We start from the raw sequence: 22,863 nt of genomic DNA on the forward strand, positions 1-22,863 counted from the left end.
AGCATGCCCGCAGCGGATAATTCAGCCATGGCTCTGATGATCACCGACGAATGCATCAACTGCGATGTGTGCGAGCCGGAGTGCCCCAACGACGCGATCTACATGGGCGAGTCGATCTACGAGATCGACCCGCACAAGTGCACCGAATGCGTGGGCCACTTCGACGAACCGCAATGCGTGCAGGTGTGCCCGGTCGCGTGCATTCCCACCAATCCCGCGCATATCGAGGCGCGCGACACGCTCTGGATGAAGTTCGAGCGGCTCACGGCCGCCAAGGGCGCGGCGGGCGACGCGCCGGTCGTGGCCTGAACCCGCGCGCCGGTTTCAGCCGGCGGTTGGGGCCTTCGCGGCCTTTTTCTTCCTGGGGGCTTTGGCCGTGCCGGGACCGGCTGCGGTGAACAGATCGTCGGCCTTGCGCCCCTTTCCCTTGCGGCCCGCGATCCGGTGCGGTTCGACGGGTGCCTTGGCGGCCGAGGGCGCGGGCAGATGGACCAGCGCCGGGCGCTCCCTGTCGCGGCGCAGGCGTTCGGCCTCCATGCGTGCGGCCGCGGCCTGCGTCTGGCGCGCCTGCTCGTCGGCGGCGCGCACCCGCTCGGTGCCCGGTGCCGCATCCATGGGCAGGGCCTGGCCGCCTGGGCAGGGCTGGTCGGTGTAGGTGCTGCCGCAGCGCCAGGTGCTGGCTGCTGCATGGGTCGTGGCCGCCATCGCGATGCAGGCGATGGCGATGGGGCGGTGAAGTCTCTGGACTTTCATTTTTTGTCTCTCCCTTCCTTCTCTGTCGCTCGGTGGCGCCGCGCTCAGGGTGCGGCGGGCTCGCTCGCGCCTTCGCCTGCCGGCCCCTCGCCCGGCTCGCGCCGGGGCGGTTTGGGGCGTGGGGGCTTGCTGGTGTGGATCAGCAGCGTGGCCTTCTCCATCTCGCCGGCCAGCAGCGCGGGCACCGCATGCAGCGTGCGGATGAGCGCGTCGTCGATGGCCTCGCGCTGTTCCTTCAGCGGTTTCTTGAGCACCCAGTTCACCACCTCGGACTTCACGCCCGGGTGGCCGATGCCGATGCGCAGCCGCCAGTAGTCGCCGGTGCCCAGCTGCGCATGGATGTCGCGCAGGCCGTTGTGGCCCGCGTGGCTGCCGCCGAACTTGAGCTTGACCTGGCCGGGCACGACGTCGAGTTCGTCGTGCACTACGAGGATCTCCTGGGGCTCGATCTTGAAGAAGCGCGCGAGCGCCGCCACCGACTTGCCCGAGAGGTTCATGAAGGTCTGCGGCTCGAGCAGCCAGACCGGCCGCCCGTTCACCGTCGCGCGCGCCACGAAGCCGTGATAGCCGCGCTCGGGCACCAGCGTGACCTTGAGGTCGCGCGCCAGTGCGTCGATCCACCAGAAGCCCGCGTTGTGCCGCGTGGCTTCGTACTCCGGGCCCGGGTTGCCCAGGCCGACGAACAACTTGATCATGGCGTGATTATCGTGGGCCCCCAAAGAAAACGGCCCGCACGAGGCGGGCCGTTGTCCTGCAGGGCAGAGAAGGCTTACTTCTTCGCCGGTGCCTTGGCAGCGGGGGTCTTGGCCGCAGCCTTGCCACCCTTGCCGGCCGGTGCGGCGGCGGCAGCGGCTTCGGCGCCAGCCACCGGTGCGTCGACTTCTTCGGCCGCCGGTGCGGTGGCCGAGGCCAGCACCAGGTTCGGCTTGCCGTGGCTGACCCACTTCACGCCGCGCGGCAGCTTGATGTCCTTGAGCGTGACGGTGCCGTTCTTCTTGAGGCCCGACAGGTCGACCTCGATGAATTCGGGCAGTTCGGCGGGCAGGCCGTTGACTTCGAGTTCAGTGGTCACGTGGTTGACCAGGTTCAGCTCGATCTTGACGGCTTCGGACTCTTCCTCACCCTTGAAGTGCAGCGGCACCTTCATGGTCATGCGGGTCTTGGCATCGACGCGCTGGAAGTCGATGTGCTGCACCAGCGGACGGAAGGGGTGGTATTGCACGTCGCGCAACAGCACCTTGCTCACCGCGCCGCCCAGTTCCATCTCGAGGATGGAGGCGTGGAAGGCTTCCTTCTTCAGGGCATGCCACAGCGCGTTGTGATCGATCTCGATCAGCTGGGGCGTGGCTTCACCACCGTAGACGATGCCGGGGGTCTTGCCCGAAACGCGGAGACGGCGGCTCGCACCCGTGCCCTGCTTGGCGCGCTCAAAAGCGACGAATTTCATAGTTAACTCCTTGGAGCGAAGGCGCAATTGCCACTCGCTTCTTGAGCGCCGACCGCGACCAGTGCGGCGCCGGTTTCAAAATGGCCTCCCGAGCGGGAGGCCTGCTTTTTGCTCAGATCAGAACAGGTTGTCCTGGTCCGAGAACAAACTCATCACCGACTCGCCCTTGGAGATGCGCAGGATCGTCTCGGCGATCAGCGGTGCCACGGAGAGCTGACGGATCTTCTTGCAGCCCAGCGCGGTGTCGGAAAGGGGAATGGTGTTGGTCACGACGACTTCGTCGAGCGCCGAGCCCTGGGCGATGCGCTCGATGGCCGGACCCGAGAAGATCGGGTGCGTGCAGTAGGCGTAGACCTTCTTGGCGCCGCGCTCCTTGAGCACCTCGGCGGCTTTGACCAGCGTGCCGGCCGTGTCGATCATGTCGTCCATGATCACGCAGTTGCGGCCGTCGATCTCGCCGATCACGTTCATCACTTCGCTCACGTTCGCCTTGGGGCGACGCTTGTCGATGATGGCCAGGTCGGTGTTCAGTTGCTTGGCCAGTGCCCGTGCACGGACCACGCCGCCCACGTCGGGCGAGACCACGATCAGGTCTTCGTAGTTCTTCTGGCGCAGGTCGCCCAGCAGCACCGGCGAAGCGTAGATGTTGTCGACCGGGATGTCGAAGAAACCCTGGATCTGGTCGGCGTGCAGGTCCATCGTGAGCACGCGGGACACACCCACGGTCTGCAGCAGGTCGGCCACCACCTTGGCCGAGATCGGCACGCGGCTCGAACGCGGACGGCGGTCCTGGCGGGCGTAGCCGTAGTAGGGGATGACGGCGCTGATCCGCTCGGCCGAGGCGCGCTTGAGCGCATCGACCATCATCAGCAGTTCCATCAGGTTCTCGTTGGTCGGCGCGCAGGTCGACTGCACCACGAACACATCGCGGGCCCGGACGTTCTGGTTGATTTCGACGGTGACTTCGCCGTCGGAGAAGCGGCCCACGCGGGCGGCGCCGAGACCGGTGCCGAGATGCTGAGCGATCTCCGCGGCAAGACCCGGATTGGCATTGCCGGTGAAAACCATGAAGTCAGGATGTTGAGCCTGCATGAGCGCGTCCAGCAATGCAAATGGCTCTTCAGGGAGCCGCCAGTGTTCTCGTGGTCTCTGCAGCCGACCGGCTGCAAATCTCGTTGGCCGCGGCGGCGCCGCGGATTTCTTTCATCACGGCCTGTAGGCCGTGATTCATGTCCCACGACCCATCGGTCGTGAGGTGTGTTTTGGCAGGGGCGGAAGGATTCGAACCTTCGCATGCTGGAATCAAAATCCAGTGCCTTAACCAGCTTGGCGACGCCCCTACACGGGTTGACGACCGAGGCCGTCAACCGATATCTCTCTTTTCAGTCCGCCCAGCCCTGGAGGGGATGAGCGGCCAGATTGTCGCATTGTCGAAGCTGCCAACCCGAAGGCTCTTGTGGCAAATCCGCTTCATGCGACATCACTGCAAACACCGCGCTTCCGGAGCCCGTCATGCGCGCCTTCAAACCTTGGCGACCGAGCCATTCGATGGCGTCGGTGACCGCGGGACAAAGCCGCTGCGCAACCGGCTGCAAGTCGTTGTGACCGAAACCGTAGGCTTCTGATCCGCTGTGTGCAGCAAAGCCAGAGATTATAGCAACAGGATTTGAGCGATTCAAATCCGGCGCTGCAAAAATTAACGAAGTTTCCAGACCGGCGTCCGGCTTGAGCACCGCGAAGCGTGCCGCGGGCAGGGTGATGGGGGTGATTTTTTCCCCCACGCCCTCGACCCAGGCGTTGTGGCCGCGCAGGAAGAAGGGCACGTCGGCGCCCAGCCGCAGGCCGATGCCTTCGAGCGTGGCGAGCGGCAGCCGCAGGTCCCACAGGCGGTTGAGCGCCAGCAGGCAGGTGGCGGCATCCGACGATCCGCCGCCCATGCCCGCCTGCGCCGGCACGTGCTTGGCCACGCCGATGTGCGCGCCCTGGCCCGGCCGCGCATGTGCCTGCAGCGCGCGCGCAGCCCGCAGCACCAGGTCGTCGGCCGGCAGCGGTGTGGTCAGGTCCTCGCGGCTCAGCCCGCCGTCGCTGCGCAGTTCGACGTGCAGCGTGTCGCACCAGTCGATCAGCATGAACACCGACTGCAGCAGGTGGTAGCCGTCGTCGCGGCGGCCGGTGATGTGCAGGAAGGTGTTGAGCTTGGCCGGCGCCGGGAGGTCGTAGAGCGCTTTCATTCGCGGGCGAAGGCGATGCGCAGGTCGGCCCGCGGCAGCGGCGTGTCGCGCACGGCCTGCAGGCGGCCCGCGGCCCGTTGCGAGAGGTCGGGGCGCCAGCCGGGCACGGTCTCGTCGCGTCCGGCGAGCCAGCCGAACAGCGCGCCGACCGGGATCGAGGCGCCGGTGGCCGCTTCGATCAGCGCATCCACCGAGGGGTAGCGCCGGGTCTCGTTGCCGTTCTTCAGCAGCGCTTCGCCGGGCGACCACTGGAGCTGGGCCAGCGTGCTGCCGATCGGCGTGGTGAGCGTCAGCGTGCCGCGCTCGGGGCCGCCGCGCAGGTCGAACAGCGCGGAGAAGGTCTGGACCGGCTCGCTGTCGATGCGCAGGGACATGCGGCCGCTCCAGTTCTCGGGGCGATCGCCGTCGGGCGCCGTCGCGGTGGGGCCGCCCGGCGTCGCACAGCCGGCGAGCACCAGGGCGGCCAGCGCCGCGCCGGTGGCCTTCAACAGGTGGCGGCGGGCCTTCACAGCTTGATGCGCAGGCGCTTGAGCGTCTCCTGCAGGGTCTCGTTCTCCGCGTCGGCCTGCGCCGCTTCACGCCAGATGCGCATCGCGCGCTCGCGGTCGCCGGCGGTCCAGAGCACCTCGCCCAGGTGGGCGCCGATCTCGGGGTCGGCACGGCGCGTGTAGGCCGCCTCCAGGATGCGCTGGGACTCGGCGGTGTTGCCGAGCCGGAACTCGACCCAGCCCAGGCTGTCGGCGATGAACGGGTCCTGCGGCGCGAGCTGCACCGCCTTGCGGATCAGCGTGCGCGCTTCTTCCAGGCGGATCTTGCGATCGGCGAAGGAGTAGCCCAGCGCGTTGTACGCGTTCTGGTTGTCGGGACGCAGCTCGATCAGCCGGCGCAGCAGGCGCTCCATCTCGTCGAGCCGGTTGAGCTTCTCGGCCATCATGGCCTGGTCGTAGATCAGGTCGGCGTCCTGGGGCGAGGCGGCGCTGGCCTTGGCCAGCAGGTCGTAGGCCGGCTGGTACTGCTTGGCATCGCGCAGCAACTGGACTTCGGCCTGCAGCTTCTGCTTGCCTTCGTCTTCGTTGCGCTCGGGCAGCCCGCGCACCAGCTCCCGCGCCTGCTGCACCTTGCCCTGGCGCGCGAGCAGGCCCGCGCGGCGCAGCTGCCAGCCGAGCGCGTCTTCCGCGCTGTCCGAGCGCGAGAGCCAGCGGTCGGCCTCGGCGAAGTCCTTGCGCCGCTCGGCCAGCTGCGACAGCAGCAGGTAGGCCTGCGTGAGGCCGCGCCGGGCCTCGTCCTCGGCCGGCAGCGCGCCGGCCAGCGCGACGTAGCGCTTGAGCGAGGTCTCGGCCGCCGCATCCTGGCGGGCCTGCGCCTGCAGGCTGCCCAGCAGCACCCAGGGACCGGGCAGTTCGGGCTTCTCGGTGGTCAGGGCCGTGAGCTCGGTGCTCGCATCGGCGTAGCGGCGCGCTTCCATGAGCTCGCGGGCGTAGGCGATGCGCAGCTCGGGCAGCGCCTTGGGGCTGGCGAGGTAGCGCTTGACCAGCGGTTCGGCCAGCGGCCGGTCGGGGTCCATCAGGTCGAGCGCCAGCAGCGGCGGGCCGTCGGAGGCCGGATCGGCCGTCTGGCCCTGGATCGCCGCCTCGAGCGCGCCGGTGCTGTCGCCGGCGAGCAGCCGCAGGCGGCCGATGGTGGTCCAGGCCAGGCCGGCCGTGGCGGGGTTCTTCACCTCGTCGACCAGCGCCTGCTCCACCACCGAGGCGGCCAGCTTCTTGTCGGTGGCGCGGCCGTAGTTGCGCGCGATGACGGCCATCAGAAGCGGGTGCTCGGGCAGCGGCGTGGCGGCGATCGCGGCGCGCAGCGGCTCGGCCGTCTCGGCGATGCGGTTGAGCGCGATCAGGATCTGCAGCTCGAAGCGGCGCGCCTCGCGGGAATTGGGCAGCGTTTCCTTCCAGGCCTGGGCCGCGGCCAGCGCGGCGTCGCCGGAGCGCGATTGCAGCGCGATCTCGACCGCGCGCTGGAACAGGGCGCCGTCGCGCGTGCGGCGGGCCGCGTCGAGCACCAGCGCGTAGCCGGCCCCCGGATCGCCGCCGCGGGCGGTGATCTCGCCCACCAGCACCTCGTAGAAGAGCTCGGCCGTCAGCGCCGAGGCCTTGGCCCCACCGTCGGCCGGGGGCTTGGCGTCGGCATCGGTCACGGGCGGAGTCCGCTCGATGATCGGCGCGGGGCTCGTCGGCGCCGCGGCCGGCGGCACGGCAGCGGGGGGCTGCTGTGCCTGGGCGGCCAAGGCGATCGAGACGAGGGAGAGGGCCGCCGCAAGGCGGAGTCGGCGGGGCGATGGGGTCATCGAACTCATAATAATCCAAGGCTTTTCCATCAGAGCGTCGGCGGGTCATCCGGTTCCCTTGGCGCTCCTTCCTGTGTCACGCTCGCGCCATGCCCGAACTCCCCGAAGTCGAAGTCACACGCCGCGGTTTCGTCGACCGCATCGCCGGCGCCCGCATCGAGGCGGTGCGCATGGGCAAGCCGCTGCGCTGGGCGCTGGGCATCGACCCGCAGACGCTGGTGGGGCGCGAGGTGCGCACCGTGCGCCGGCGCGGCAAGTACCTGCTGGTCGAGCTCGACACCGGCCTGCTGCTGCTGCACCTGGGCATGTCCGGCAGCCTGCGCTTCGATGCGGTGCTGCCCGCGCCGGGCGCGCACGACCATTTCGACCTGGTCACCAGCCGCGGCATCCTGCGCCTGAACGACCCGCGCCGCTTCGGGGCGGTGGTCCATGTGGAAGGCGAGGATTCGCCGCTGGCGCTCAAGCTGCTGGGCGGCCTGGGCATGGAGCCGCTGGAGGACAGCTTCGACTTCGAGGCCTTCCATGCCGGCCTGCGCAAGCGCCGTGCCCCGATCAAGCTGGTGCTCTTGGCCGGCGACGTGGTGGTGGGCGTGGGCAACATCTATGCCTCGGAGGTGCTGTTCCTCGCGGGCATCCGGCCCACGGTGGCGGCTTCGCGCATCAGCCGGCCGCGCGCGCTGCGCCTGCACGCGGCGGTGCGCCAGGTGCTGGCGCGGGCGGTGGAGCAGGGCGGCACCACGCTGCGCGACTTCTCCAACATCGACGGCCAGAGCGGCCATTTCCAGATCGAGGCCACGGTCTACGGCCGGGCCGGCGAGCCTTGCCGCGTCTGCGCCACGCCGGTCCGGCAGATGCGCCAGGGCCAGCGCTCCACCTATTTCTGCCCGAACTGCCAAAAGTACTGAGCCGCCGGCGGGCCTCGGAGGCCCGCCAGAGTGTCGAATGCTATATTTTGTGAGCCCACTCTCACTTCCTTCTCCTTGACACGTTCCTTCAACCAGCAATTCGACCAGCACGGCGTCTGGCGCCGCAGTTTCGCGAAGCGGCTGCAATGGTTGTCGGGCTGGCTCGCCGAGAACGAGTTGCTCGACCAGGCCGTGGCGGAGCGCCTGCGCGAGCTCGAGGCGCAGATGCGCACCAGCAAGGTCATGGTGGCCTTCGTGGCGGAGTTCTCGCGCGGCAAGTCGGAGCTGATCAACGCGATCTTCTTCGCCGGCTACGGCCGCCGCATCATGCCGGCGAGCGCGGGCCGCACCACGATGTGCCCGACCGAACTGGGCTACGACGCGACCCAGCCGCCGAGCCTGCGGCTGCTGCCGATCGAGACGCGCGCCGAACCGCACTCGCTGATGCACTGGCGCGACGAGCCCTCGCACTGGGTCGACGTGCCCATCGATGTCGAGGACGCGGCGCGGCTGTCCGAAGCGATGGCCAAGGTGGCCGAGGTGCGCTGGGTGCCGCTGGCCGAGGCGCGCACGCTCGGCTTCTGGAGCGACGACACGCCCGAGGACAACCCGCTGCCCGACGACCAGGGGCGGGTCGAGATCCCGCGCTGGCGCCATGCGGTGCTCAACATGCCGCATCCCTTGCTCGAGCAGGGGCTGGTGATCCTCGACACCCCGGGCCTCAATGCGATCGGCGCCGAACCCGAGCTCACGGTGAGCCTGATCCCGCGCGCCCATGCGGTGGTGTTCATCCTCGGCGCCGACACCGGCGTGACCCGCTCCGACCTGGCCATCTGGCGCGAGCACCTGGTCACCGAGGGCGATGCGGGCGAGACCCGGATCGTGGTGCTCAACAAGATCGACACCCTGTGGGACACGCTGAGCACGCCGGCGCAGATCGATGCGCAGATCGAACGCCAGCGCCAGGGCGCGGCCGAGCTGCTGGGGGTGCCGCTGCCGCAGGTGCTGCCGGTGTCGGCGCAGAAGGGCCTGCAGGCCAAGATCCGCCGCGATGCGCCGCTGCTCCAGGCCAGCCGGCTGCCGGGCCTGGAGGCCGTGCTGGGCGAAGGCCTGCTGGGCAAGCGCGAGACCATGCTGCGCCTGGCGGTCGATGCCGGCATCGTCTCGCTGCGCGCCGAGGCTTCGCGTCTCCTGCATGTGCGCCAGCGCGACCTCTCCGAGCAGGCGCTGGAACTGCAGGGCCTGCGCGGCAAGAACGCCTCGGTGATCCGCCACATGCGCGGGCGCATCGAGCAGGAACAATCCGAATTCGAATCCAGCAACGTGCGCATCCTGGCGGTGCGCTCGGTGCAGGGCAAGCTGCTGCGCGAGGTCTATGCGGTGCTCGGCAACACGGCGCTCAAGGCCGACATGGGCCGCCTCGCCGCGGCGCTGAAGCGCCCGGGCATCAAGCTCAGCGTGCGCAAGGTGTATGGCGAGACCTTCGACGCGCTGCGCAACAACCTGCGCGAGGTGCAGGCCACCACGGGCGAGATCCAGTCGATGCTGCACGCCACCTTCCGGCAGCTCAATGCCGAGCACGGTTTCACGCTGCAGGCGCCGGCCGAGCCCGACCTCACGAGCTTCGAGCAGCAGCTCACGCAGATCGAGCGCAGCCACCTGCACTACCTGGGCGTGAGCAACCTGATCAAGCTGGCGCAGGCCGACTTCTGCGACAAGCTGGTGCGTGCGCTGGCGAGCCGCCTGCGCGTGGTCAACGAGGCCGCGATGGCCGAGGTCGAGCGCTGGAGCAAGGGCGCGGGCGCTCAGCTCGATGCCCAGCTCAAGGAGCGCCGCCGCAGCTTCGGGCGCCGGCTGGAGTCGGTCGAACGCATCCAGGGCGCGGCCGGCAACCTCGAAGAGCGGCTGGCCGAGATCGCGGCGCAGGAGGGCGGCCTGGCCGACCTGCAGCGGCGCCTCGATGAACTCACCGCGCTGCTGATCAGCAACGAGGCCTCGACGCCCGTGGCCGCCAGCCAGCACGGTACCGTCAGTGCGGCGTGAGCCCGGGCCGGAGGGCCGCCCGGTGAAGGCGGAGCCCGCGACGCTCGGCTTCGCCGCGCAGGTGGTCGCCTGGCAGAAGACCCACGGCCGCAGCGAGCTGCCCTGGCAGAACACCCGGGACCCCTACCGCGTCTGGCTGTCGGAAGTGATGCTGCAGCAGACCCAGGTCAGCACGGTGCTGGGCTACTTCGCGCGCTTCCTCGAACGCTTTCCCGATGTGGCCGCGCTGGCCGCGGGCAGCGAGGACGAGGTCTTCGGCCTCTGGAGCGGGCTGGGCTACTACAGCCGTGCGCGCAACATGCACCGTTGCGCGCAGGAGGTGGTGGCGCGCTTCGGCGGCGCCTTTCCGCGCAGCGCGGCCGAACTCGCGACGCTGCCGGGCATCGGCCGCTCCACCGCCTCGGCGATCGCGGCCTTCTGTTTCGGTGAACGCGTGGCGATCCTCGACGGCAACGTCAAGCGCGTGCTCACGCGGCTGCTGGGCTTCGACGGCGACCTGTCCTCGGGCGCCCAGGAGCGCGCGCTGTGGGACATCGCCACGCAGTTGCTGCCGCCGGCCGACCAGCCCGCCGACATCGCGCGCTACACCCAGGGCGTGATGGACCTGGGCGCCACGGTCTGCCTGCCGCGCCGCCCGAGCTGCATGATCTGCCCGGTGGGCGCGCTGTGCGTCGCGCGGCGCGAGGGCGAGCCCGAGCGCTACCCGGTCAAGACGCGCAAGCTGCGGCGCACCGCGCAGTCGCTGTGGATGCTGCAGGCCGACGACGGCGCCGACCGGGTCTGGCTCGAGAAGCGCCCGGCGCGCGGCATCTGGGCCGGCCTCTACAGCCTGCCGGTGTTCGAGAGCCGCGAAGCCTTGCTGGCGGCGCTGTCGCCGGCCGAGCGTGCATCGGCCATCGACGCGCCCGCCTTCCTGCACGTGCTCACCCACAAGGACCTGCACCTGCATCCGGTGCGGATCGCGAGCGACGGCCGCTCGCTGGGCGACACCGGTGCGTGGTTCGCCGCCGCATCGTGGACCGCATTCGGCCTGCCGGCGCCGGTGCGCAAGCTGCTGGCGCAGCAGCAGCCCGCGCTCGACGCGAGCTAGTTTCCGTCCAGCTCGCGGTGCCGCTTGAGCGCGGCCCAGCGCGCGCTGAAGCCGCGCGCCAGCTGCTCGACCAGGAACACCGAGCGGTGCTGCCCGCCGGTGCAGCCGATGGCCACCGTGACGTAGCTGCGGTGGTCCTGCGCCAGCGCGTCGAGCCAGCGCTCGAGGAACTGCGTGATGTCGCCGTACATGCGGCTCACGTCGTCGTGCTCGCGCAGCCAGTCGATCACCGCGGTGTCGCGGCCGGTCAGCGGGCGCAGCGCGGGCACGTAGTGCGGATTGGGCAGCATGCGCACGTCGAACACGTAGTCGGCATCGAGCGGCACGCCGCGCTTGAAGGCGAAGGATTCGAAGACCAGCGTCAGCGTGCTCTGCGGCGCCGAGATCAGCGCCTTGACGTAGCTCTGCAGCTGGGCCGGCCGGATGATGCTGGTGTCGATCACGTCGGCGCCGTCGCGCAGGTCGGCCAGCAGCTCGCGCTCGAGGTCGATGGCCTGCACCAGCACGCGCTGCTGCTCGGGCGCGTCGCCGCGTTCCTCCTGGCGCGACAGCGGATGGCGCCGGCGCGTCTCGGAATAGCGGCGCACCAGCGCGTCGGTGGTGGCGTCGAGGAACAGCGAACGCAGGGCCACGCCGTCGTGGCGCAGCCGTTCGAGCTGCTGCGGCACCTGCGGCAGCGAGACACCGCTGCGCACGTCCATCGCGATCGCGACGTGCGTCGCGCGCTGCTGGCGCTGCAGCGCGATGAAGGGCGCCATCAGTTCCGGCGGCAGGTTGTCGACGCAGTAGTAGCCCGCGTCTTCCAGCGCATGCAGCGCCACCGACTTGCCCGAGCCGGACATGCCGGTGATCAGCACCAGGTTGAATTCGGCGTCGGTGCTGTCGTCGGTCATGGAAATGGGTGTTGCCGTGCTGTCGTTCATGCCGCCCCCACGCTCTGTCGCTCGAGCATCTCGCGCGCATGCGCCAGCGAGGTCGCCGAGCTGCGTTCGCCGCCCAGCATGCGTGCGATCTCGCGCGTGCGCGCCTCCGCGGCCAGCGTGCTGACGCCGCTCTCGGTGCGCGGGCCGCCCGCGCCGTCGGCCGGGGCCGCGCGCTTGGCCACCAGCAGGTGGTGGTCGGCGCAGGCCGCGACCTGCGGCAGGTGGGTCACGGCCAGCACCTGCCGGTCGCGTCCCAGCTGCTGCATCAGGCGGCCCACCGTCTCGGCCACCGCGCCGCCGACGCCGGCATCGACCTCGTCGAAGATCAGCGTCTGCGCGGTGCCGAGCTCGCTGGTCGTGACCGCGATGGCCAGCGCCACGCGCGAGAGTTCGCCGCCCGAGGCCACCTTGCCGATCGGCCGCGGCGTGCTGCCCGGATGGCCGGCGACCAGGAAGGCCACCTCCTCGAGCCCGGCGCGGCCCGGCTGCGCGAGCGGCTGCAGCGCCACGTCGAAGCGGCCGCCCTGCATGCCCAGCCCCTGCATCGCCTGCGTCACGGCCTGCGCCAGTTTCGGCGCGGCCTGCTTGCGCACCTTGCCCAGGGCCTTGGCTTCCTTCATGTAGACCTGCTGCGCGGCCTGCTCGGCGCGCTCGAGGCCCTCGAGGTCGCTTTGCGCGTCCAGCGCCTTCAGCTCGGTCTGCCAGCTCGCGAGCAGCCCGGGCAGTTCGACCGGCGTGCGCTTGTAGCGGCGCGCCAGCGACATCCACAGGCCCATGCGCTCGTCGAGGTCGGCCAGGTGCCGCGGGTCGGTGTCGGTGTGGCGCAGGTAGCCGTGCAGCGAATGGGCCGCGTCCGCGGCCTGGGCCACGCTCGAGGCCAGCACCTCGGACAGGGCCTTGAATTCGGGCTCGATGTGTTCGCAGTCCTGCAGCAATGTCAGCGCGCGGTTCAGCGCCACCAGCGCGCCCTGGTCCTCGTCCTCGAGGGCCGCGCGCGCACCGCCGGCGGCATCGATGAGCGCCTGGGCGTTCGAGGCGCGGCTGTGGTTGGCCGACAGCTCGTCCCACTCGTCGGCGCCGGGCGCCAGCTTCTGCACCTCGGCGATCTGCCATTGCAGCCGCTCGCGTTCGCGCTGCAGCGAATCCTGCGCCGAGCGGGCCGTGGCCAGCGTGCCCAGCGCCTGGCGCCAGGCTTGCCAGGCGGCGTCGAGCGTGTCGGCGCGCACGCCGGCGTAGGCGTCGAGCAGGCCGCGCACCGCGTCGGGCCGGGTCAGGCTCTGCCAGGCGTGCTGGCCGTGGATGTCGAGCAGGTGGTCGCCGAGTTCGCGCAACTGGGTCGCGGTGGCCGGGCTGCCATTGATCCAGCCGCGGCTGCGGCCCTGCAGGTCGACGGTGCGGCGCAGCAGCAGCGCGTCGCCGGCTTCGAAGCCGCCTTCGTCGAGCCACTCGGCGAGGGCCGGATCGGCATCGAATTCGGCGCTGACGTCGAGGCGTTCGGCGCCTTCGCGCACGGCGCCGGCATCGGCACGGTTGCCCAGCGCCAGCTGCAGCGCGTCGATCAGGATGGATTTGCCGGCACCGGTCTCGCCGGTCAGCACGGTGAAGCCCGAGCACAGGTCGATCTCGAGGGCGCGCACGATCACGAAGTCGCGCAGCGCGATGCGTCGCAGAGCCATCAGCGGTCCAGGTGAAGCGGGGCGCGGGCGCGCGGGGTGGCGGGGGTCATCAGGAACCTCCTTCGTTCCAGTGCAGTTTCTTGCGCAGCGTGTCGAAATAGCTCCAGCCCCGGGGGTGCAGGAAGCGCACGTGGTAGTCGGAGCGGCGCACCACGACCCGGTCGCCGATCTCCACCGAGGCCAGCGATTGCATGTCGAAATTGGCGCTGGCGTCGCGGCCCGAGACGAGCTCGATCGAGATCTCGTCGGCGTCGGGCAGCAGGATCGGCCGGTTCGACAGCGTGTGCGGCGCGATCGGCACCAGCACCCAGCCCGGGATCGAGGGGTGCAGCAGCGGGCCGCCGGCCGAGAGCGAGTAGGCGGTCGAGCCGGTGGGCGACGCGATGATCAGGCCGTCGGCGCGCTGGTTGGCCACGAAATGGTTGCCCACCGAGACGCGCAGCTCGACCATGCCGGAGGTGGCGCCGCGGTTGACCACCACGTCGTTCATCGCGAGCGCGTCGAACACGCAGGCGCCTTCGCGGATCACCTGGGCATGCAGCAGGCTGCGGTGGTCTTCCTCGTACTCGCCGGCCAGCATCGGCACCAGCGTGTCGCGGTAGTTGTCGAGCGGGATGTCGGTGATGAAGCCCAGCCGGCCGCGGTTGATGCCGATCAGCGGCACGCCGTAGGGCGCCAGCTGCCGCGCGATGCCGAGCATGGTCCCGTCGCCGCCGACCACCAGGCCCAGGTCGCACTGCTCGCCGATCTCCTCGACGCTCAGGGCGCTGTAGCGGCCGTGCGTGATCTCGCCGGCCGTGCAGCGCTCGACCGACACCCGGCAACCCTGCGATTCGAGGAAGGCGCCGATGTCCTCCATGACGTCGTCCGGTGCGCCGGCCGGCGTCCCGCGGCCGGGTGCCTGGTATTTGCCAATGAGGGCGACATGCCGGAAGCGGGAGGTCATCAACAAATTACAACACTAAAATCAGACGATGCTGGACGACCGCGCCAAGTTGCTTCTCAAGACGCTTGTCGAGCGCTATATCTCCGACGGGCAACCCGTCGGCTCGCGCACGCTCTCGCACGCCTCGGGGCTGGAGCTGTCGCCCGCGACCATCCGCAACGTGATGTCCGACCTCGAGATGCTCGGGCTCATCACAAGCCCCCACACCTCGGCCGGTCGTATTCCCACGGCGCGCGGCTACCGGCTGTTCGTCGACACCATGCTGACCGCGCAGCGCGAGCAGCTGCCCGCCCAGAGCCTGGCACCCGACCAGCCGCAGAAGGTGATCGCCAACGCGGCCCACCTGCTGTCGAGCCTGTCGCAGTTCGTCGGCGTGGTGCTGGCGCCGCGCCGGACCTCGGTGTTCAAGCAGATCGAATTCCTGCGCCTGTCCGACAAGCGGCTGCTGGTGATCATCGTCTCGCCCGACGGCGACGTGCAGAACCGGGTGATCTTCCCCGACACCGAGTACTCGCAGTCGCAGCTGGTCGAGGCCGCGAACTACATCAACGCGCACTATGCGGGCCTGACGATCGAGCAGGTGCGCGACCGGCTGCAGTCCGAGGTCGAGAAGCTGCGCGGCGAGATCGCCTCGCTGATGCAGGCCGCGATGCAGGCCAGTTCCGAGGTCATGACCGAGTCGCAGGACGACGTGGTGGTGTCCGGCGAGCGCAACCTGCTGGCCGTGACCGATTTCTCCAGCGACATGGGCCAGCTGCGGCGCGCCTTCGACCTGTTCGAGCAGAAGGCGCAGCTGATGCGGCTGCTCGACGTCTCGAGCAAGGCCGAGGGGGTGCGCATCTTCATCGGCGGCGAGAGCCAGGTCGTGCCCTTCGAGGAACTGTCGGTGGTGAGCGCCAATTACGAGGTCGACGGGCAGGTGGTCGGCACGCTGGGCGTGATCGGCCCGACCCGCATGCACTACGACCGGATGATCCAGATCGTCGACATCACCTCGCGGCTGGTGAGCAATGCGCTGAGCCACCGCAAACCCTGAGCCCCGCTCCACTAGAATTCGCCCGCGTGGGCCGTTAGCTCAGTTGGTTAGAGCAGCGGACTCATAATCCGTTGGTCGATGGTTCAAGCCCATCACGGCCTACCACGTCAACCCAGTTATTGCTTATTTGTTTGCTATCAAAAAAGTAGCAGATGAAAGTTTTTCTTGTGTCGTTGCCAGATCATTGCCAGAATTTCGCTGGATGGCGGCAACCAGCTGGGATGCACAGTGAAGACGTGGCGTGTGGAAAGAAGGCCACGTTGAAGAGGTCTGAGGAGCTCCCCGGGCTCCAGGTCACTGCGCCGAGGTTAGAGCGCCTTGATTTTCCTATCCTACCGCGGCTCCATGTATCCGGGCGCCAGTTGCGCGTTGCTCGCGCCATAGAGTGTCAACGGGTCGGGCGAAAGGGTTCACTCGGGTAATACCGCACATCCCGGACAGTTGCGGGGTTCTTGCCACTGAGCCCGTTGGCCAATCGGCGCCGACGGCCCCCCGCTCAATCTGGAACCAGGAGGTACCAAGGCGGGGCAGCGCCTGTCCGTTTCTGCGCGGCCGACAGATGTCACGCCTCCGCTAAAGATTTGCTGCTTAAGCGCCGAAGGCGGCAGGCACGATTCGTTGACATGTTGTAACGTATACGGCCGCGTGGTCAGCAGGGCCCATGCGCGCCAGGCCATGGCCGTCTGGCAAGCCGAAATTCGCCACGAGGATGGCCGCAAAACGAAGGACGCTTCGGATGGCTCGAAAAAAGAACAATGCAGCCGGCGGCGTGCTCGTACTACTCGGGTTCGCCGTCATTGTCTTGATGCAGGTTCCGAAGCAGGTCTGGGCGCTGCTTGGGGGAATCGCCGTCGCCCTTCTAATCGGATTCATCGTCTTTTGGAACAAGGCGAAGAGCAAGCAACTGGCCGAGGAGAACCGTGAGCAGCATCGCTCAGACGGCGGCCGCAAGCTCGCACGGTCGGGCATCGCGAATGCGTTTGGCGGCGCCCGTGCCGAACCAGGAATCGACTTTGACTCGTTTCGAAGCGTGCGGCCGCCTTCGGCAGAAGTGCAACCCTTGAAGAGCACGTCGCTCTCCAAGAATGCTGGCTCCGCATCCACCGCGCGCTGGATTCCCTTCGGAGAAGAGGTGGAGGTCGCAGGGGCGCAACTCGCCGGCGGCCTCATCTACGTCGGTTCCAGACTTGATGCGCCAGTAGGAGGCGTTGACCCTTGCCTCATCGACCCGGCAAAGCCCGTAGAGAAGCACGGAAGCTATGCGCAACGAGACATGGGGTACTGGCCCAGCTATTCGGAAATCTCGCCAGCTGCTCGCCGTGCGTACCTGAACTGGCTGGTTGGAGGTCGTCGTGCTGCAGAGGCGGATGTCGGGTACGTCTTCCTCTTTATCTATGGACTCGAGCGGCGCCTCATCGTCGATGCAACCCTCGTCTCTGCAGAGGAGCGCCAGCAAATCATGGCCGAGGTGGCCGCGCTCCTTGACGTTTATGGTGGCAAATCCAATTCGCTCCGGCGCTACGCAGACGCGCTGCTTGACTGGGTGACCCTGTCCCAGGACCACGCTGACCTATATAAGAAGCCAGTGCCGGCCTTCGCTCGCTCCATGGAGCTGCCGTTCTATATGCGCCTGGCTCTGGGCGAGACTGCAGTCGACCAGGTTCCCGTCCCCGTCCATCTGGCTGTCGCTTGGGCGCGTCTCGACCCATCCATTGTTCTCAGGACGCCTGCGGTCAGGTGCGCCCCTGAGTTCGACAAGCTCTTTGCCATCAAGTACGAAGAGGCCGGCGGCATCCAACTGCCCCACAACAGGTCAAAGCTTCGACTGGTCTATCAGCCGGCGTCGGGCGGGTTCCGCGGGAAGACCATAACGCTGAGTTTTGGCGATACGCCCGACATCACTGCGTTGACCCGGCCGCAGCAGCAACTGCAATCGCTGGTGGACAAGACCACTGAGGCCCTCGACTCATATAGCCGTGCGCTCGGCAAGAGTGCAGGCGCAGGGCCTGCGTCTGAACTGTTTCTTCAACTTCCCGTAGCGCTGTGGCCTGAGCACGCCAAGAATTCGCTGGAACAAGTGCAAAAGCGGGTCGGCGCTGGAATGATGTCGATGTTGTCGAAGGACCTCCAGGGTGTGCTTGGTGTCGAATCGAGCCTCACGCGCGACAAGACGTTGTCGTTGGCGAGGACGCTCGAGGGGTTCAACATCGGCATGGAGCCGGACGTGCTGGCCGGTGCCAGGAACCCCAAGCCCGAAGACCCTGTGGTGCTGTTCCTAATCCCGCCGGGGCAGGGGACCACCAGAGATTCCGGGTATCAAGCCGCGGCGCTTACGCTGGAGCTTGCTGCGGCCGTGGCGGCCGCGGACGGCGAATTCAGCGCTGGCGAGATGGCGCTTCTTCGCAAGCAGGTCTTGTCTTGGGAGCATCTCTCTGAACGCAGTAGCCGCCGTCTGCTTGCGCACCTCCGTCTGCTCATGCTCGCGCCGGTTTCGCTGACTTCCCTGAAACGGAAGCTCGAGCCGCTCGATGCAAGCGCCAAGGAGACTCTGGCGGTGTTCATGGCGACAGTGGCTGCGTCCGATGGCGATGTGACCCCGAAGGAGGTCAAGCTTCTGGAATCTGTCTACAAGGCGCTCAACATCGACGTAACGCGGGTCTTCTCAGATGTGCACGCAGTCGTTGTACATGCGGAGGCGCTGGCAGCGCGGCGCGCCTCACCGGTCGAGCTGCCGGCCGTCACCTCGGACCCTGTAAAGGTCGGAAGCTCATCTGCCGCGGCAGCTGGTCCGGGAGCGGCTCCGCACATACCCGTTAAAGTCCGAATTTCTCCTGCTAATGCAGAGGTCGCTCAGTCAGAACCTGCAGCTCGAGCGCCATCGGTGCAGCCTGAAACGCCGGCCCGCGAGCTGGCTGTGGCCAAGCTGGATGTGGCTCCGATTGAGCCCTTGAGAAAGGACACGGAGCGGGTCTCGGCCCTACTTGGGTCAAGCTTTGTAGAGCCCGCAGCTCAATCGGCGGCTGCCTCATCGGCGACGCTTTCGTCCGACCAGGCGCCACCGCTGCCACCCTCGGAACCTGCTCGCCGCGACTCTTCGAGCAGCCCCGATGATGGATTGGCGCAACTCGTCGAGGGCAAGGAAGAGCCCGCGTTTCGTATACCGGCACCCCCGAAGGAGCCTGAGGCAGAGAAGATTGAGGCGATTGCCCCCGCGCCTGAGCCGAAGCGTGAACCGGTTCCCTCGGGAATGCGCGAGGTTGCAGTTCCTCCCATTCCCCCAAAGCCTATTGAGAAGCCAGTGGCCGCCCCGCCCGCTTTCAAGCTGGATAGGGCGAAGATTGAAGCTTTACGAAAGGACACCGAACGCGTCTCCGCGCTTCTCGGGACTATCTTTGCCGAGGAGCCTGTCATCGAGGAAGTTGCGGCTGCCGAACCGGACGTTGACGAACCAAATGACGGCGTTCAGGCGCGCATCCTTGGCCTTGATGAAGAGCACACAGCGTTCGCGCGGATGATGCTGTCAAGGCCGCAGTGGACTAGGGCTGAATTGCAAGACTTGGCAACCGACCTCAAGCTGATGCTCGACGGTGCGTTAGAGCGGGTCAACGAGGCCTCGTTTGATGTCCATGACATGCCCTTAACGGAGGGCGATGACCCCGTGGAAGTAAATCCTGAAGTTCTGGAGATGATTGCAGCATGAGCACCATTCGCCCTCGAGACCGCGATGCGGTCATCCAATCGCTGCGTGCCGGCGTCGTTCCGCGCACCGGTCAGCATCTCATCCAGGTCGGCCGCGTGCGGGAAATCGAAACCCTCGTGGGGGACATCTCACGCATCGCCGATGGTGGATCGACCTTCCGGCTGGTGATTGGCGAGTACGGTGCCGGCAAGACCTTCTTCCTCAACCTCGTGAGGGCCATCGCGCTGGAGAAGAAGCTCGTCGTCGCCAGTGCCGACTTAAACCCTGACCGGCGCCTGCATGCAACCGGCGGGCAAGCTCGCTCTCTGTACGCCGAGCTGATGCGCAATGTAGCGACTCGGACCCGTCCAGAGGGCGGAGCGCTCTCTGGCATCGTGGAGAAGTTCATCTCAACCGCGCAGGCCGAAGCGACGAAAGAGGGCGTCGAATCGGAGGTCGTCATCCGCCGCAAGCTGGACAATCTCACCGAGCTCGTGGGCGGCTACGACTTCGCAGATGTCATCGCCGCCTACTGCCGCGGTGTCGAGAAGGACAACGAGCAGCTGAAGTCCGACGCGGTGCGCTGGTTGCGCGGCGAGTTTGCGACCAAGACCGATGCCAGACAGGCGCTCGGTGTTCGCTCCATCGTCGACGACGGTGCGGTGTACGACCAGCTCAAGCTCTTAGGGCGATTCGTTCGGCTGGCGGGCTTCGCGGGCTTGCTCGTGAATCTTGACGAAATGGTCAACCTCTACAAGATGGCAAGCAAGCAAGCTCGAGACGGCAACTACGAGCAGATTCTTCGCATCCTCAACGACTCGCTGCAGGGCAACACGGAAGGGCTCGGCTTTATCCTGGGCGGAACGCCCGAGTTCGTGCTCGACCCTCGTCGAGGTCTGTATAGCTACCAGGCACTCGCCACTCGCCTGGCTCAGAACAGCTTCGCGACCGAAGGCCTCGTTGATTTCAGTGGTCCCGTGGTCCGTCTTGCGGCGCTCTCGCAGGAGGATTTGTACCTTCTGCTGCACAAGGTGGTCGAGGTCTACGCACTAGGTGACGCCTCCAAGCATCTGCTGCCAGAGCAAGGCATTGCCAGCTTCATGGAGCACTGCTCTCGCCGAGTGGGCGATACGTACTTCCGAACGCCGCGCACGACCATCACCGCGTTCGTCAACCTGCTGGCCGTGTTGGAGCAGAACCCTGGGACCGCGTGGGAAGAACTTCTTGGGGGAATCGCACTCGAGGTCGATACCACTGGGGCTGAAGATGGAGCTGTTGAGGCTGAGGCCGGCGATGGTGATGGATTCGCTACCTTCAAGCTTTGACGCTCCGGTCCGTGGCTGCTGAGTCTTCGGCCTTTTTTCAGCTGGACGAGCGCATCCAGCGCTTCATCTGGGCCGAGGGCTGGGAAGAGCTGCGGGAAGCTCAAGAAGCGGCTATTCCTTTCATTCTCAAGGGTGACCGTGACGTCATCGTTGCCGCCGCAACGGCTGCGGGCAAGACGGAAGCGGCTTTCTTTCCGGCGCTCACGAAGGTCGTCCAGCAGCCGGCAGTAGGGCTCATCGTCTACATCAGCCCACTGAAGGCACTCATCAATGACCAGTTCGGCAGGCTTGAGCGGCTCTGCGAACAACTGGAGCTGCCGGTCTGGCCCTGGCACGGCGACATCTCGGGTTCCCAGAAAACGCGTTTTCTGCAGAAACGCCATGGCGTGCTCTTGATTACACCGGAGTCGCTTGAGGCGATGCTCTGCAATCGCGGCTCTTCGGTCGCCGGCGTCTTCGCACAAATCTCATACTTCGTGATTGACGAGCTCCATGCCTTCATCGGCTCAGAGCGCGGCAAGCAGCTTCAGTCGCTTATGCACCGCATCGAGAGCGTGCTCGCGCGGTCGGTACCGCGCATCGGACTGTCCGCCACGCTTGGCGACATGGACCTGGCCAAGGAGTTCTTGCGACCAAATCGAAGTGCTGCTGTTGAGCTGGTGCAGTCGACTTCGTCGTCCAGCAGCCTTATGGTCCAAATCAAGGGGTATGAAGAGCCGCTGGTTATCGCAGCGCCGAAGCCTGCAGCCGTGCATCCTTACGACGGTGCGCCGGAGACAGACGAAGGCGAGGCGAAGGTCGAAGTCTCCGCTGGCAGCATCGCATCGCACCTCTTCGAACATCTGCGTGGCTCGAACAATCTCATCTTCCCCAACTCGAGGCGCCAGGTGGAGCTGTATACGCACCTGCTCAACAGGATGTGCGAGCAGCGGCATGTTCCTAACGAGTTCTGGCCGCACCACGGCAGTTTAAGCAAGGAAATTCGTTCGGAGACGGAGGCAGCCCTCAAGCAGAAGGAGAAGCCGGCGACGGCCGTCTGCACAAACACCTTGGAGCTCGGCATTGACATCGGGGCGGTGAAGAGCGTGGCGCAGATTGGCTCACCTCCAACGGTGGCCAGTCTCCGTCAAAGGCTCGGGCGTAGCGGGCGACGGAAGGGCGAGCCGGCCATCCTGCGGGGCTACTGTGTGGAGGATGCGATTGGTCCCAATGCGGAGCTCGGAACAGAGCTGCGCCTTGATACGCTCCAGATGGCAGCAATGGTCTCGTTGCTCGTGGAGGGCTGGTTCGAGCCACCTCGTGTTCACGGTGCCCATCTGTCTACCTTGGTGCAACAGATGCTTTCCGTCATCGCCCAGCGCGGTGGAGCAACGATTGCTGAGCTGTATCAGCTGCTGTGTTCCAGCGGCGCACCCTTCTTTGGTGTGACTAAGGCCGAGTTCATGGAGCTGGTTCGGCACCTAGGGAGCAAGGAGATGCTTACCCAGGATTCGTCTGGCGACCTACTGCCCGGCACGCTCGGCGAGAAGTTCGTCAACCACTATCAGTTCTACGCCGCCTTCGCGAGCGAAGAGGAGTTCCGAATAGTAGCCGGCGGTCACGCGCTAGGGACCCTTCCGGTCGAGCAGTCGCTGCGCGTCGGAGAACGCATCCTCTTTGCCGGCAAGACGTGGAGGGTGGAGGAGGTCGACGAGCCGCGGAAGACCATCTATGTGTCCCGCACTGGAGGCGGGGTGCCTCCACTGTTCTCAGGCAACGGCGGTCGTGTGAATACCAAGGTGCGTCAACGTATGCGGGAGATGCTCGAAGGTACCGACCTACCGGCCTACCTCGACGCCACTGCCAAACGCTTTCTTGCCGAGGCGCGCAAGGGATACGAGAACATGAATCTCCGCGATGCGAGCTACATCGTCTCGGGTCGTCACGTACTGCTCACAACCTGGCTTGGAGACGCCGGCAATGAGGCTGTTGCCTGCCTCTTGATTCGCCGCGGCTACGAGGTTTCCTGCGGCGAGTTGGGCGTTACGGTCTTCGACGGTGAACCCGTTATCCATGACATCATCGATACGCTAGTAGACGCCGGCTCTGAGCCGGCGCCACCACTCGATATCTTGCTTGCGGATGCGAAGAACCTCGCTCGAGAAAAATGGGATTGGGCGCTGCCGGCAGGCTTGCTGCGGAAAACGTATGCGAGCTTGCATCTGGATATCGATGAGGCGCTGAAGTGGGCGGCGGGGCTGCGGCGGCAATGACCCACAGCATGCGTTATTCGTTGCATGAAATCCCCGCGAACCTCGATGACCGAATCAATGCTTGTGGCATGTGGCCAGGTGAGGTGTGTCCCCGCTCCACTGTTTTGGCGCCAGCATCTGGCCGTGACCGGCTGCAGTCGGTTCAAGCAGCCACTACCATTTCCGCAGTTCAGCCGACTGACGACATTCATCCAACCCCGGCGAACGACAGCTAACGCTGCG

18 protein-coding genes and 2 tRNA genes are annotated in these 22,863 nt (G+C 66.9%); 9 read left to right on the forward strand and 11 right to left on the reverse strand.

The features are described from left to right. The first annotated feature begins 27 nt into the window (after positions 1-27). Positions 28-309: a YfhL family 4Fe-4S dicluster ferredoxin gene (locus QTI20_RS11190; RefSeq protein WP_286556253.1), complete on the forward strand. Its 282-nt coding sequence runs from the start codon at positions 28-30 to the stop codon at positions 307-309. Between the two features lie 15 nt (positions 310-324). On the opposite strand, the gene QTI20_RS11195 is transcribed toward QTI20_RS11190, so the two are convergent. From QTI20_RS11195 to QTI20_RS11230, 8 genes are all read right to left on the reverse strand, one after another. After that, positions 325-753 carry a hypothetical protein gene (locus QTI20_RS11195; protein WP_286556255.1) on the reverse strand — a complete coding sequence of 143 codons (429 nt, stop codon included), beginning with the start codon at positions 751-753 and terminating at the stop codon, positions 325-327. 44 nt (positions 754-797) lie between these two features. Beyond that, a complete protein-coding gene (gene pth / locus QTI20_RS11200) occupies positions 798-1,448 on the reverse strand; it encodes an aminoacyl-tRNA hydrolase (RefSeq protein WP_183025478.1) in 651 nt (216 codons plus the stop codon). Positions 1,449-1,522: 74 nt separating this feature from the next. Then, a complete protein-coding gene (locus QTI20_RS11205) occupies positions 1,523-2,200 on the reverse strand; it encodes a 50S ribosomal protein L25/general stress protein Ctc (protein ID WP_286556257.1) in 678 nt (225 codons plus the stop codon). A 117-nt stretch (positions 2,201-2,317) separates the two neighbouring features. Continuing rightward, entirely contained in the window at positions 2,318-3,292 is a 975-nt protein-coding gene (locus tag QTI20_RS11210) for a ribose-phosphate pyrophosphokinase (protein ID WP_219212500.1), read from the reverse strand. 171 nt (positions 3,293-3,463) lie between these two features. Next, positions 3,464-3,540: transfer RNA gene (locus QTI20_RS11215), tRNA-Gln, on the reverse strand. A 42-nt stretch (positions 3,541-3,582) separates the two neighbouring features. After that, positions 3,583-4,431, reverse strand: a complete 849-nt coding sequence (ispE, locus tag QTI20_RS11220; protein WP_286556260.1) for a 4-(cytidine 5'-diphospho)-2-C-methyl-D-erythritol kinase — start codon at positions 4,429-4,431, stop codon at positions 3,583-3,585. Further along, positions 4,428-4,940, reverse strand: a complete 513-nt coding sequence (locus QTI20_RS11225; RefSeq protein WP_286556262.1) for a lipoprotein insertase outer membrane protein LolB — start codon at positions 4,938-4,940, stop codon at positions 4,428-4,430. The genes ispE and QTI20_RS11225 overlap by 4 nt, the downstream gene beginning before the upstream one ends. Beyond that, positions 4,937-6,766, reverse strand: coding sequence for a tetratricopeptide repeat protein (locus tag QTI20_RS11230; protein WP_286556264.1), 1,830 nt, complete (start codon positions 6,764-6,766; stop codon positions 4,937-4,939). The genes QTI20_RS11225 and QTI20_RS11230 overlap by 4 nt, the downstream gene beginning before the upstream one ends. Positions 6,767-6,855: 89 nt before the next feature. Between QTI20_RS11230 and mutM the strand changes: the two genes are divergently transcribed. The 3 genes from mutM (at position 6,856) to mutY (ending at position 10,804) form a co-directional block, all read left to right on the forward strand. After that, positions 6,856-7,671, forward strand: coding sequence for a bifunctional DNA-formamidopyrimidine glycosylase/DNA-(apurinic or apyrimidinic site) lyase (gene mutM, locus QTI20_RS11235; RefSeq protein ID WP_286556266.1), 816 nt, complete (start codon positions 6,856-6,858; stop codon positions 7,669-7,671). Between the two features lie 75 nt (positions 7,672-7,746). Continuing rightward, positions 7,747-9,714: a dynamin family protein gene (locus QTI20_RS11240; RefSeq protein WP_286556268.1), complete on the forward strand. Its 1,968-nt coding sequence runs from the start codon at positions 7,747-7,749 to the stop codon at positions 9,712-9,714. A gap of 22 nt (positions 9,715-9,736) precedes the next feature. Then, complete coding sequence (gene mutY, locus QTI20_RS11245; protein ID WP_286556270.1) at positions 9,737-10,804, forward strand: A/G-specific adenine glycosylase; 1,068 nt, start codon at positions 9,737-9,739, stop codon at positions 10,802-10,804. Here mutY and rapZ read toward each other — a convergent pair. Genes rapZ through QTI20_RS11260 form a run of 3 tightly spaced genes read right to left on the reverse strand, consistent with a single transcriptional unit; the run spans position 10,801 to position 14,349 of the window. Beyond that, positions 10,801-11,697 carry an RNase adapter RapZ gene (gene rapZ / locus QTI20_RS11250; protein WP_286556273.1) on the reverse strand — a complete coding sequence of 299 codons (897 nt, stop codon included), beginning with the start codon at positions 11,695-11,697 and terminating at the stop codon, positions 10,801-10,803. The genes mutY and rapZ overlap by 4 nt on opposite strands. A gap of 26 nt (positions 11,698-11,723) precedes the next feature. Beyond that, positions 11,724-13,403, reverse strand: a complete 1,680-nt coding sequence (gene recN, locus QTI20_RS11255) for a DNA repair protein RecN (protein WP_286556276.1) — start codon at positions 13,401-13,403, stop codon at positions 11,724-11,726. A 49-nt stretch (positions 13,404-13,452) separates the two neighbouring features. Further along, complete coding sequence (locus QTI20_RS11260; protein WP_183025468.1) at positions 13,453-14,349, reverse strand: NAD kinase; 897 nt, start codon at positions 14,347-14,349, stop codon at positions 13,453-13,455. Positions 14,350-14,377: 28 nt separating this feature from the next. Between QTI20_RS11260 and hrcA the strand changes: the two genes are divergently transcribed. The 5 genes from hrcA (at position 14,378) to QTI20_RS11285 (ending at position 22,641) form a co-directional block, all read left to right on the forward strand. Beyond that, positions 14,378-15,385 (forward strand): heat-inducible transcriptional repressor HrcA, encoded by a 1,008-nt coding sequence (gene hrcA / locus QTI20_RS11265; RefSeq protein WP_183025467.1) that lies wholly within the window; start codon positions 14,378-14,380, stop codon positions 15,383-15,385. 28 nt (positions 15,386-15,413) lie between these two features. Next, positions 15,414-15,490 (forward strand) — tRNA-Ile (locus QTI20_RS11270). 631 nt (positions 15,491-16,121) lie between these two features. Beyond that, positions 16,122-19,085: a tellurite resistance TerB family protein gene (locus tag QTI20_RS11275; RefSeq protein WP_286556278.1), complete on the forward strand. Its 2,964-nt coding sequence runs from the start codon at positions 16,122-16,124 to the stop codon at positions 19,083-19,085. Beyond that, complete coding sequence (locus QTI20_RS11280) at positions 19,082-20,389, forward strand: ATP-binding protein (protein WP_286556279.1); 1,308 nt, start codon at positions 19,082-19,084, stop codon at positions 20,387-20,389. The genes QTI20_RS11275 and QTI20_RS11280 overlap by 4 nt, the downstream gene beginning before the upstream one ends. An 11-nt stretch (positions 20,390-20,400) precedes the next feature. Beyond that, positions 20,401-22,641, forward strand: a complete 2,241-nt coding sequence (locus QTI20_RS11285) for a DEAD/DEAH box helicase (RefSeq protein ID WP_286556281.1) — start codon at positions 20,401-20,403, stop codon at positions 22,639-22,641. The last annotated feature ends 222 nt before the right edge of the window (positions 22,642-22,863 follow it).

It is taken from the genome of Variovorax sp. J2P1-31 (genome assembly GCF_030317215.1).
Classification (GTDB): Bacteria; Pseudomonadota; Gammaproteobacteria; order Burkholderiales; family Burkholderiaceae_C; genus Variovorax.

Excerpts from the sequence above, each read along its gene's own strand:
- QTI20_RS11190 (WP_286556253.1), top strand. The coding sequence starts at position 28 with ATGGCTCTGATGATCACCGACGAATGCATCAACTGCGATGTGTGCGAG.
- pth (WP_183025478.1), bottom strand. The coding sequence starts at position 1,448 with ATGATCAAGTTGTTCGTCGGCCTGGGCAACCCGGGCCCGGAGTACGAA.
- QTI20_RS11195 (WP_286556255.1), bottom strand. The coding sequence starts at position 753 with ATGAAAGTCCAGAGACTTCACCGCCCCATCGCCATCGCCTGCATCGCG.
- QTI20_RS11205 (WP_286556257.1), bottom strand. The coding sequence starts at position 2,200 with ATGAAATTCGTCGCTTTTGAGCGCGCCAAGCAGGGCACGGGTGCGAGC.
- QTI20_RS11210 (WP_219212500.1), bottom strand. The coding sequence starts at position 3,292 with ATGCAGGCTCAACATCCTGACTTCATGGTTTTCACCGGCAATGCCAAT.
- mutM (WP_286556266.1), top strand. The coding sequence starts at position 6,856 with ATGCCCGAACTCCCCGAAGTCGAAGTCACACGCCGCGGTTTCGTCGAC.
- hrcA (WP_183025467.1), top strand. The coding sequence starts at position 14,378 with ATGCTGGACGACCGCGCCAAGTTGCTTCTCAAGACGCTTGTCGAGCGC.
- rapZ (WP_286556273.1), bottom strand. The coding sequence starts at position 11,697 with ATGACCGACGACAGCACCGACGCCGAATTCAACCTGGTGCTGATCACC.
- QTI20_RS11275 (WP_286556278.1), top strand. The coding sequence starts at position 16,122 with ATGGCTCGAAAAAAGAACAATGCAGCCGGCGGCGTGCTCGTACTACTC.
- QTI20_RS11230 (WP_286556264.1), bottom strand. The coding sequence starts at position 6,766 with ATGACCCCATCGCCCCGCCGACTCCGCCTTGCGGCGGCCCTCTCCCTC.
- recN (WP_286556276.1), bottom strand. The coding sequence starts at position 13,403 with ATGGCTCTGCGACGCATCGCGCTGCGCGACTTCGTGATCGTGCGCGCC.
- QTI20_RS11280 (WP_286556279.1), top strand. The coding sequence starts at position 19,082 with ATGAGCACCATTCGCCCTCGAGACCGCGATGCGGTCATCCAATCGCTG.
- ispE (WP_286556260.1), bottom strand. The coding sequence starts at position 4,431 with ATGAAAGCGCTCTACGACCTCCCGGCGCCGGCCAAGCTCAACACCTTC.
- QTI20_RS11260 (WP_183025468.1), bottom strand. The coding sequence starts at position 14,349 with ATGACCTCCCGCTTCCGGCATGTCGCCCTCATTGGCAAATACCAGGCA.